Genomic DNA, 10,029 nt, shown 5'->3' on the forward strand with positions numbered 1-10,029 from the left:
GTCGCCGACAGGGGGATGCCGGATGACCGTTCGACTCTACCTGGCCGGCAGTAATCTCCATCTTTAAGCCTGGACTGAAAAACCTCGACGCCTCGTGGGCCGGTTGGGCATGCTTCCCATGCCCGCACACGGCGCCGCGCGTCCTTGACGCCCGTGCTGCCCGGGGGCACCGGGACCGGGGAGGCCCCGGTGATCGGACGGCACCACGAGGGTCTGCGGCCCTTGCTCCGCAGAGGTGCCGTCCGGTCATCCCGCCCCCGCGCCGGCTCAACCGACCCGGAGCGCGACCGGCCACCACGAATTCGCCGAGTCGCAGGGTCACCGAGCCGGCATACGGAGCACACGCTCGTACAGTGGCGGGGTGCCCGACACCGTGATCACCGGCCCGACCGCCCAGCCGACCGACCCCGAGACGTACCAGGCGCTGCACGCCGACGCCGCCGCGTTGCTGGAGGGCTGGCAGCCCACCAGCCCGGACGCGGCCGGCGCGCGGGACCGGACCCTGGCGTTGCTCGCCGCCGGCCCGGTCGCGATGAGCCGGCAGCACCGCCCGGGGCACGTCACCGCCAGCGCCCTGGTGCTGGACGCCACCGGCTCCCGGGTGCTGCTCTGCCTGCACGGCAAGTTCGGGCGGTGGGTGCAGCTCGGCGGGCACTGCGAGCCGACCGACCAGACCCTGGTCGGCGCGGCGCTCCGGGAGGCCACCGAGGAGTCCGGGATCACCGGCCTGCGCATCGACCCGGTGCCGATCGACGTGGACGTGCACCAGGTGCAGTGTCAGGGCGGCTCGGCGCACTACGACGTCCGGTTCGCGGTGATCGCCCCGCCGTCGGCCGTGGAGCAGGTCAGCGACGAGGCCGAGGAGTTGGGCTGGTTCCCACCGGACCAACTGCCCGAGCCGCTGGCCGGCGGGACCGCGCAACTGGTCGCACCGGCCCTCGCCGCCCTCAGACGTAGCCCTCTTCGCCTCGCCCCTTGAGCTCGTCGACAAGGCCCTTGACGTCCTGCGCCCGGTCGCGCGGGCAGACCAGCACCGCGTCCGGGGTGTCCACCACGATCAGGTCGCGCAGACCGAGCACCGCCACCAACCGACCCGACTGCGGGACGACCACGAGGTTGCTGCTGTCCCGCAGCAGCACGCCCGGCTTGGCCTCCGAGCCGAGCACCACGTTGCCCGCGTCGTCGGCCGACAGCACGTCGCCGAGGGTGTGGAAGTCACCGACGTCGTTCCAACCGAAGTCGCCCGGCACCGTCGCGACCCGACCCGCCGTGGCCGCACCCTCCATCACCGCATAGTCGACGGAGATCTTCGGCAGGGTCGGCCAGATCGCGCCCAGGACGTCGTCCTGCTCCGGGGTGCCCCAGGCGGCGGCGATCGAGGCGACGCCGGCGTGCAGCGCCGGCTGCTGGCGGGCCAGCTCGGCGAGGAAGACGTCCACCCGCCACACGAACATGCTCGCGTTCCACAGGTGCCGGCCCGAACGGACGTACGCCTCGGCGACCTCGGCGGCCGGCTTCTCCTTGAACTCGGTTACCGGTCGCCACGGCACACCCTCGGTCGGATCGCCGGTCTCCAGGTATCCGTAGCCGGTCTCCGCACGGGTCGGAGTGATCCCGACGGTCATCAGCATTCCCTGCTGGGCTCCGTGGACCGCCTCCTGGACCGTGCAGACCCAGCTGTCCGGGTCGCGGATCAGGTGGTCGGCCGCGAAGCTGCCCATCACCGCGTTCGGGTCGCGCGTCGCGATCACCGCGGCGGCCAACGCGATCGCCGCGCAGGAATCCCGGGGGGAGGGCTCGACCAGGATGTTCTCCTCCGGCAGCACGGCCAACTGCCGGGCCACCGCCGTGACGTGCGCGGCACCGGTGACCACGAGGATCCGGTCCGGTGTGGTCAGCGGCGCGAGCCGTTCGACGGTCGCCTGGAGCAACGAGGCGCTCGTGCCGGTCAGCGGGTGGAGGAACTTGGGATGGCCGGCGCGGGACAACGGCCACAACCTCGTGCCACTGCCACCTGCCGGAATGACCGCATAAAGCATCCGCACATCATGCCCGACGTACCTGCCCAAAGTGGCACGGGTCACCCGCAGCGGTGCGGAGGGTCAGGAACGGGCGCGACTCCACGCGGAGATGTGCACCTCGGCGCTGGACTCCCAGGTGAACTCCTTGGCCCGGTCGAACCCCGCCTTCGCCAGCGACAACCGCCGCTGCTCGTCGTCGAGCAGGGCGGCCAGGTCGATGCCGATCTGCTCCGGGTCCTCCGAGGTGTACGCGACCGCGTCGCCGCCCACCTCGGGCAGCGAGAGCCGCGGCGTGGTCAGCACCGGGGCGGCGCACGCCATCGCTTCCAGGATCGGCAGCCCGAACCCCTCGCCGTAGGACGGGTACGCGGCGACCAGGGCACCGCCGAGGAAACCTGGCAGGTCGGCGTAGCGGAGGTAGCCGGGGCGCAGCAGACGCAGGTGCGACGGCACCTCGGCGACCGCCCGGTCGATGTCCTCGTCGTGCCCCTGCCCACCGGCGATCACCAGGGCCGGCGGGTCGACCCGGTCGGCCACCGCCCGCGCCCACCCACGGATCAGGTTGGGCACGTTCTTGCGAGGTTCCTTGGCGCCGAGGAAGGCGACGTAGCTGCTGTTGCCCAGCCCCAGACGCGCTCGCACCCGAGCCTTCTCCTCCTCGGTGGGAGCGTGGAAGGCAGCCTGGTCGACGCCGTGGTAGGCCACGTCGATCCGCGTCGGGTCGGCGTCGAGCAACCGGATCAGCTCGTCCCGGGTGGCCTTGCTGGGCACGATCACCCGGTCGGCGCGGCGCAACGAGGTCTTGATGGCGCTGCGGAAGAAGGTGCGGCGCGACTTGTCGTAATGCTCCGGCTCGGTGAAGAACGTCGCGTCGTGCACGGTGACCGTGACCGGACATCCGGCCCGCAGCGGGCAGGTGTAGAAGGGCGAGTGCAGCACCTCTGCGCCGACCTGCTGGGCGAGCAGCGGCAGGCCGGTCTGCTCCCAGGCGAGCCGGGCCGGGCGGTGCGCCACGGCGGCCGGGGCCGGGATGATCTCCGCGCCGGGCAGCATGCGGGTGTACCGCTCCAGATCGGTGCGGAGACTGACCACCGCCAGTTCCACCCCCGACCCGCACACCTTGCCGAGGGCGCCGAGCAGACCGTCGACGTATCGACCGACACCACCGCGGTCGGTGGGGACACTCGTGGCGTCGATGAGCACGCGGGGCGGGCGACCGGCGGTCACGGGGCGACTCCTTGTACTGGCGAGACTGTGGGGAACAACACTCCGGGGGTAAAGCCTACGCCGGGGCACGGGGCCGACGCTGACTGCGACCCGACGGTACGCCGACTTGTCATCGTCATCGAGTACGGCCCGCGGGGGCGTATCGTTCGCGCCGATGGCCGACAACATTGCCCGGGTGTTCGCCGACGCGATCGCGACCGACCCGACCCGACCGCTGCTCACCTGGTACGACGACGCCACCGGCGACCGCACCGAACTATCCGGCGTCACGTTGGCGAACTGGGTGGCGAAGACCGCCAACCTCCTCGTCGACGAGGTCGGCCTCGCGCCGGGCACCCCGGCCGGCGTGGTGCTGCCACCACACTGGCAGACCGCGGCGGTGCTGCTGGCCTGCTGGTCGGCCAAGCTGAGCGTCGTCGACACGCCGGGCGAGGTAGGGGTGCTCTTCGCCGCCGCCGACCGGTTCGACGAGGCGCAGTCCTGGTCCGCCGACGAGCGGTACGCCCTCGGGTTGGCCCCGCTGGCCGCCCCGCTCCGGCAGGTGCCGCCCGGATTCGCCGACTACGTCGTCGAGGTACGCGGACACGGTGACCACTTCACTCCGCAATCCGGCCCCGGCCCCACCGACGCGCACCTGCTGGCCCGGGCCGAGGCCCGCGCGACCGAGTTGGGCATCGATCCGGGCGCGCGGATCCTCGTCGACGCCGACCGGCACACCGACCCGGTCGACTGGCTGCTGGCCCCGCTGACCCGAGCCGCCACAGTGGTCCTCTGCGCCAACCAGGACCCAGCCCGCCTAGCCAACAGGTTGACGGCAGAAAAAGTCACCCACCCCCTCCCGTAGCCCCGCCCCACCCCGCCCTCACCCCCGCCCCTCACCCCGTCGATCTTGCAGTTTCGGTTGCCGGTATGCGCAGATCGCCCGGTATGCCGCGACAGAAAGTGCAAGATCGACGGAGTGGGGGGCGGGGGCGGGGGCGAGGGCGGGGGGTCAGGTTTGGGGGCGGGACTTGGCGAGGGCCGCGAAGGCGGTCAGGGACTCGGGGTTGGCGAGGGCGCCCTTCGCGGCGGCCTGGTCGACCGGGGTCCCGGTGAGGATCTTCTTGACCGGCACCTCCAGCTTCTTCGCCGAGAGGGTGCGGGGCACCGAACGCACCTGGTGGATCTCGTCGGGCACGTGCCGGGGTGAGAGCGCCGTGCGCAGCTCACGGCAGATCTTCGCGCGCATCGGGTCGTCCAGCTCGAGACCCTCGGCCAGCACCACGAAGAGCAGCAGCTCACCGGCGCCGCCCTCGTCGTCCTCCAGGTGCACGACGACCGAGTCGAGGACCTCGTCGAGCCCTTCCACCACCGAGTAGAACTCGGCGGTGCCCAGACGCACCCCACCACGGTTGAGGGTGGCGTCGGAGCGGCCGGTGATCACGCAGCCACCCCGCTCGTTGATGGTGATCCAGTCACCGTGACGCCAGACGCCCGGGTAGACGTCGAAGTACGCCTCCGCGTAACGGGTGCCCTCCGGGTCGTTCCAGAAGCCCACCGGCATGCTCGGCATCGGTTCGGTGATCACCAGCTCACCGAGTTCGCCGATGACCGGCGTGCCGTCGGCGGAACGGGCCTCCACCTTGGCGCCCAACGCCCGGCAGGCGATCTCACCGGCGTACACCGGCAGCAGCGGCACCCCGCCGACGAAACCGGTGCACACGTCGGTGCCACCGGAGAGCGACTGGAGTTGGACGTGGTCGCTGACGGTCTCGTACACCCAGCGGAAGCCCTCGGCGGGCAGCGGCGCACCGGTGGAGCCCACGCCGCGCAACGCCGACAGGTCGGCGACCTCCCGGGGGACCAACCCGGCCTTACGGCAGGCCAGCAGGTACGGCGCTGAGGTGCCGAAGTACGTCGTCCCGGTCTCCGCCGCCAGCCGCCACAGCCCGCCCAGGTCAGGCTCGGCCGGCCGGCCGGGCTCCGCCCGCACCCCCGGGTTGCCGTCGAAGAGCACGATGGCCGCCCCCACCGCCGGGCCGGAGACCAGGAAGTTCCACATCATCCAGCCGGTGGTGGTGAACCAGAAGAACCGGTCGGCCGGGCCCAGATCGTGGTGCAGGGCGAGCATCTTCAGGTGTTCCAGCAGGATGCCGCCGTGGCCGTGCACGATCGGCTTCGGCAGCCCGGTGGTGCCCGAGGAGTAGAGCACGTAGAGCGGGTGGTCGAACGGCACCGGCGTGAACGTCAACGGCTCGTCGGTGGGCGCGGCCAGCTCGGCCCAGCCCAGCGCGCCGTCCGGCGCGGGGCCGGTCGGGTCGAGGTAGCCGATGCTGACGGTGTGGCGCAGCGACGGCAGGGCGGCCCGGATCGCGGCGACCTCGGCACGCCGGTCCACCGGCTTGTCGCCGTACCGGTAGCCGTCCACCGCGACCAGCACCGTCGGTTCGATCTGCTGCCAACGGTCGGTGACGCTCCGGGTGCCGAACTCGGGCGCGCAGGACGAGAAGATCGCGCCCAGGCTGGCGGTGGACAGCAGCAGGACGTACGTCTCGGCGATGTTCGGGGCGTACGCCGCCACCCGGTCACCGGCGGTGACGCCGAGCCGGCGCAGCCCGGCCGACACCCGGCGGACCTGCTCGCGCAGCTCCCCCGCGGTGAGCGTGATCGGCGGGCGGGTCTGCCCGTGCGCGATCACCACCGGGTCGTCGTCGGCCCGCCCCGGCATCCGCAGCACGTTCTCCGCGTAGTTGAGCGTGGCGTCGGGGAACCAGCGGGCGCCGGGCATCCCCCGCTCGGCGAGGGTGGCACTCGGCGGGGTGTGCGCGATCACCTCGAAGTGGTCCCAGATCGAGCGCCAGAACCCGTCCAGGTCGGTGGTGGACCAGCGCCACAGCGCGTCGTAGTCGGCGAAGTCCAACCCGCGGTGCTCCCGCAGCCAGCGCAGGTAGGCACCGATCCGGGACCGCTCACGGACGTCCGCCGGCGGCGTCCACAGCATGTCACCCACTGCTCCACCCTCCCCCTGGCCCGACACGACACTGTGACTGGGCCGTGGCGCCATCTTGCCCTACCTCGAAGCGCCATTCTGCGCACCGGGTAGGCCAACCGACGCGTGCCCGTCCCACACTGCGACCCGTCACCTCATGTGGGTCAGCCGGCGCGGTGGGCCTGGATGGCGCGGCGGCGGGCCAGCCGGTGCGCTCGGCGGATCTCCGCCTCCTTGTACCGGCGCTCGTCCTCCGCCGTCTCGGGCAGCACCGGGCGGACCGCCCGCGGCGCCCCACCCACGTCCACGCCGACGAACACCAGGTACGCGGTGGCGACCCGGACCGGCGCGTCCTCGGCCGAGTCCCACCGTTCGGCGACCACCCGCACGCCCACCTCCATGGAGGTCTGGCCGGTCCAGTTCACCTGGGCGTGCGCGTGCACCAGGTCGCCGACCCGGACCGCCTCGGAGAAGACGATCTCGTCGATCGCCGCCGTCACCGCGGTCCCTCCGCTGTGTCGGGCGGCAGCGGCCCCGGCCACGTCGTCGACGAACTTCATCAGGACCCCGCCGTGCACGGTGCCGTAGAGGTTCACGTCCACCGCGGTCATGATCTTGCTGAGAGTGACGCGCGAGTACGACGTCGGCTTGCCGGTTGGAGGGGCGGAGAGGTGCTCAGTCATGTCGAAAACGGTACGGTGCGCGGATGCGACATCTCTGGAGCTTCCTCGCCGGGCTGGTGGTGGCGCCCATCACCTGGGTGCTGGTCACACTGGGGCAGGACGGGTCGAGCCGGACGGTCGACCGCTGGGTGGAGATCGGCACGTTCAACACCGCCAACCTGATCGAGCCGGCCGTGTACCTCGGTGTCGGCGGTGTCCTGCTGGGCCTGCTCGGCACGCTGCGCTTCTCGCCACTGGGCCCGTTGGTGGCCGGTGCGCTGCTGGTCACCCCGTACATCGGCATGTTCGTGGCGCCCTTCTCGGTGCGGGACGCGATCCCGCACACGTGGAAGGTGTTCGGCGATCCGCTGCCGCTGCGACTGCCCGTGGAGAACGGCACGCTCTTCCTGCTCGGTCTGCTGCTGCTGATGGCGACCTTCAGTCAACAGCGGTGGCGGCAGTGGCCGAGGCCGGCGACCGAACCGGCCGCGGCACCGACCCCCGGGTCGGACGGAGGCCCCCGCAACGACGACTTCACGTTGACCGACTGGCCGGCACCCGCACCCGCCGAGCGCGACACCGCACCCCTCACTCTCGGTTACCCGGCCGACTCGACACCGACCGAGCCGCTGCCCCGCCGGGTGGGTGGCGAATCACCCTGGTCCGCCCCACCGCGCAGCCAACCGCGCCCCGAGGACACCACCGAGATCCGCTGATCGCCGGGGCGGGCCGGGTGACCGGCCCGCCCTCCGTCTCGTGCGGGCTAGTGCAGCGCGATCGCCAGGTCCGGGTCGACTGTGCCGAGACCGGCGCGGGGCACGACGAGGAGCATGACGATCAGCGCGGCGGCCATGCCGCCCGCGATGACTATCGCCATCGGTACGCCCCCGGTGCCGAACAGACCGGCCAGTGGCGCCGACAACGCACCGATGCCGAACTGCACCGCGCCGAGCAGCGCTGCGGCGGTGCCGGCGGCCTCGCTGTGCCTGCTCATGGCCAGTGCCGGCGCGTTCGGCAGGGCGAGACCGGCGGCGGCCAGGACCAGCCACAGTGACGCGAGCAGAGTGCCCAGGCCACCGATGCCGGTCGCCGCGAACATGACCAGCAGCAGTCCGGCTGCCGTCCCGGCGATCAGGGCGCTGACCAGGATCTGCTGCGGCGTGTAGTGGCGCAGCAGCCGTACGTTGAACTGGGTGGCCCCGATCAGGCCCACCGCGCCGGCCCCGAAGGCGATGCCGAACTGCTGCTCGTCGAGGCCGTACTCCTGCTGGAGCACGAACGACGAACCCGAGACGTACGCGAACAGGGCGGCCATCGCCAGCCCGGCGACCAGCACAAGGCCGACGAACGCCCGGTCGTTGAGCAGCCCTCGATAGTCGCGGAGGGTGGCGCTCACCCCGCCGTGCCGCCGACGCGCCACCGGAAGGGTCTCCGGAAGCCGGAACGCGGCCACGACGATCAGCAGCGCGCCCAGCACCGCCAGCGCCGCGAACACGCCCCGCCAGTCGGTCCAGCTCAGCAGGCCGCTGCCGAGCGTCGGCGCGAGGATGGGCGCCAGGCCCATGACGAGCATCAGCCGGGAGAAGATCCGGGCGAACGAGGCACCGCTGAACAGGTCGCGGACCACTGCCGTCGCGACCACGGTGGCGGCGGCGACGCCGAGCCCCTGGAGTACGCGCAGCCCGCCGAGGACCTCGATGTTGGGAGCGAAGACGCACAGCACGGATGCCACGATGTGCGCGGTCAGACCGGCCAGCAGCGGAACCCGTCGCCCGACCACATCGGAGAGCGGCCCGATCAGCAACTGGCCCAACGCGAGACCGACAAGCGTGCCGGTCAGCGTCAATTGCACAGCGGTCTCGGTGGTCTGCAGGCCCGCCGTGATGGCGGGTAGCGCGGGCAGGTACATGTCGATGGTCAGCGGCCCGATCGCGATCAGGGCGCCCAGCACCAGGACGAGCTGCGCCCGCTGACGGTTGGTCATCAGGTCGCCGGGCAGCACCTCCTGCGCGACGGCTGGTTCGTGTCCGGTCTTGTCCACCAACTGCTCTGTCATTTCGATCTCTCTGCGGAAGCGGGTGCGTCGTCACGAGCGGCGGCGCGGGCGTCACCGGCGCCGCGCGGACGCGGCGTCCCGGTGTGGGGTGCCCGGCGGTGGGCAGCGTGGATGTGACGAGGCAGGGGTCGTGGTGGGGGTGGCCGGGTGGCCGGGTGGCGCGATGATCCGAGGGTGATCCTCTCGGTCGGCAACACCCCGGCGGTGTGTGACGTTCCCGGTGTGTGGGGAGTCACCCCACCCCGTCCGCCGCGCGACTCGCCTGCCGGACCATGCCGGGTCGGGGCGGGCCGGGTGACCAGCCCGCCCTGCGTCTAACTTCCCGCCGCCAGGGTGGCCCGGACGGTGTCCAGCAGAGCCTCCCGGGCCGTCATCGGGAAGAAGTGCCCGCCCGGCAGCACGTGCAGGGTGGACCTGGCCGACGTGTGCTCCCGCCACGGCGCGACCCGATCCGGCGGCACCTCCCGGTCCCGGTCCCCCGCGAAGGCGACGATCGGGCAGCTCAGCGGCGGCTCCGGCCGGTACTCGTAGGTCTCGCAGACGGCGAAGTCGGCGCGGATCGCGGGCAGGAGCAGGTCGAGCAGTTCGGGTTCGGCCAGGATCTCCTCGTCCAGACCGCCCAGCTCCCGCAGCCGTTCGACGACCACCGCGTCCGGTTGGTCGTGGATGTTCGGCGAGGTACGCCGCAGCCCCGGCGCGAGGGCACCGGCGGCGAAGAGGACCCGGGGCGGTGGCACCGCGCGGCGGCGCAGTTCGCGGGCCAGCTCGAAGGAGACCAGCGCCCCCATACTGTGCCCGAACAGGGCGTAGGGCACCCCCAGCTCGGGGGCCAGCGCCGAGGCGAGGGCCTCCACCAGCCGCCGCACCCCGGTGTACGCCGGCTCACGCCAGCGGGACTGCCGCCCGGGCAGCTCGACCGGGCAGACCTCGACGTCGTCGCCGAGCAGCTCCTGCCACCCGTGGTACGCGGAGGACCCACCACCGGCGTACGGCAGGCAGATCAGTCGGACGGCGGGGGTGACGCGGCGGCGCGGCCCGGCGGCCAGCCAGCCCTGGGCGCGGGCGGGCGCGTGGGTGGTGAGGCGGTTCACGGAA

General features: G+C 72.3%; 9 protein-coding genes. 3 read left to right on the plus strand and 6 right to left on the minus strand.

Translation table 11 applies throughout. The annotated features are described in order from the left end of the window. Positions 1-361: 361 nt before the first annotated feature. A complete protein-coding gene (locus ACZ6NZ_RS19795; protein WP_465859452.1) occupies positions 362-979 on the plus strand; it encodes an NUDIX hydrolase in 618 nt (205 codons plus the stop codon). On the opposite strand, the gene ACZ6NZ_RS19800 is transcribed toward ACZ6NZ_RS19795, so the two are convergent. Both ACZ6NZ_RS19800 and ACZ6NZ_RS19805 read right to left on the minus strand, forming a co-directional pair. Continuing rightward, positions 948-2,039, minus strand: coding sequence for a mannose-1-phosphate guanylyltransferase (locus ACZ6NZ_RS19800; RefSeq protein WP_465859453.1), 1,092 nt, complete (start codon positions 2,037-2,039; stop codon positions 948-950). The genes ACZ6NZ_RS19795 and ACZ6NZ_RS19800 overlap by 32 nt on opposite strands. A 63-nt stretch (positions 2,040-2,102) precedes the next feature. After that, on the minus strand, positions 2,103-3,248 hold the full coding sequence (locus tag ACZ6NZ_RS19805; RefSeq protein WP_366610382.1) for a glycosyltransferase family 4 protein: 1,146 nt from the start codon (positions 3,246-3,248) through the stop codon (positions 2,103-2,105). 154 nt (positions 3,249-3,402) lie between these two features. On the opposite strand from ACZ6NZ_RS19805, the gene ACZ6NZ_RS19810 reads away from it, so the two are divergent. After that, positions 3,403-4,092 (plus strand): TIGR03089 family protein, encoded by a 690-nt coding sequence (locus tag ACZ6NZ_RS19810; protein WP_465859454.1) that lies wholly within the window; start codon positions 3,403-3,405, stop codon positions 4,090-4,092. A 147-nt stretch (positions 4,093-4,239) separates the two neighbouring features. On the opposite strand, the gene ACZ6NZ_RS19815 is transcribed toward ACZ6NZ_RS19810, so the two are convergent. Then, positions 4,240-6,237: an acetoacetate--CoA ligase gene (locus ACZ6NZ_RS19815; RefSeq protein ID WP_465859455.1), complete on the minus strand. Its 1,998-nt coding sequence runs from the start codon at positions 6,235-6,237 to the stop codon at positions 4,240-4,242. Between the two features lie 143 nt (positions 6,238-6,380). Beyond that, positions 6,381-6,899 carry an acyl-CoA thioesterase gene (locus ACZ6NZ_RS19820; protein ID WP_203125586.1) on the minus strand — a complete coding sequence of 173 codons (519 nt, stop codon included), beginning with the start codon at positions 6,897-6,899 and terminating at the stop codon, positions 6,381-6,383. A gap of 23 nt (positions 6,900-6,922) precedes the next feature. On the opposite strand from ACZ6NZ_RS19820, the gene ACZ6NZ_RS19825 reads away from it, so the two are divergent. After that, a complete protein-coding gene (locus ACZ6NZ_RS19825; protein ID WP_465859456.1) occupies positions 6,923-7,594 on the plus strand; it encodes a hypothetical protein in 672 nt (223 codons plus the stop codon). Between the two features lie 47 nt (positions 7,595-7,641). Here ACZ6NZ_RS19825 and ACZ6NZ_RS19830 read toward each other — a convergent pair whose 3' ends face one another. Both ACZ6NZ_RS19830 and ACZ6NZ_RS19835 read right to left on the minus strand, forming a co-directional pair. Next, the gene (locus ACZ6NZ_RS19830) at positions 7,642-8,934 is read right to left on the minus strand and encodes a multidrug effflux MFS transporter (RefSeq protein ID WP_465859457.1); all 1,293 of its coding nucleotides are present in this window, start codon (positions 8,932-8,934) and stop codon (positions 7,642-7,644) included. Between the two features lie 314 nt (positions 8,935-9,248). After that, on the minus strand, positions 9,249-10,025 hold the full coding sequence (locus ACZ6NZ_RS19835) for a thioesterase II family protein (protein WP_465859458.1): 777 nt from the start codon (positions 10,023-10,025) through the stop codon (positions 9,249-9,251). Between the last annotated feature and the right edge of the window lie 4 nt (positions 10,026-10,029).

This window comes from Micromonospora sp. NPDC047756, from assembly GCF_055587245.1.

Coding starts and splice junctions, on each gene's coding strand:
- ACZ6NZ_RS19800 (WP_465859453.1), bottom strand. CDS start 2,039: ATGCTTTATGCGGTCATTCCGGCAGGTGGCAGTGGCACGAGGTTGTGG.
- ACZ6NZ_RS19810 (WP_465859454.1), top strand. CDS start 3,403: ATGGCCGACAACATTGCCCGGGTGTTCGCCGACGCGATCGCGACCGAC.
- ACZ6NZ_RS19820 (WP_203125586.1), bottom strand. CDS start 6,899: ATGACTGAGCACCTCTCCGCCCCTCCAACCGGCAAGCCGACGTCGTAC.
- ACZ6NZ_RS19825 (WP_465859456.1), top strand. CDS start 6,923: ATGCGACATCTCTGGAGCTTCCTCGCCGGGCTGGTGGTGGCGCCCATC.
- ACZ6NZ_RS19830 (WP_465859457.1), bottom strand. CDS start 8,934: ATGACAGAGCAGTTGGTGGACAAGACCGGACACGAACCAGCCGTCGCG.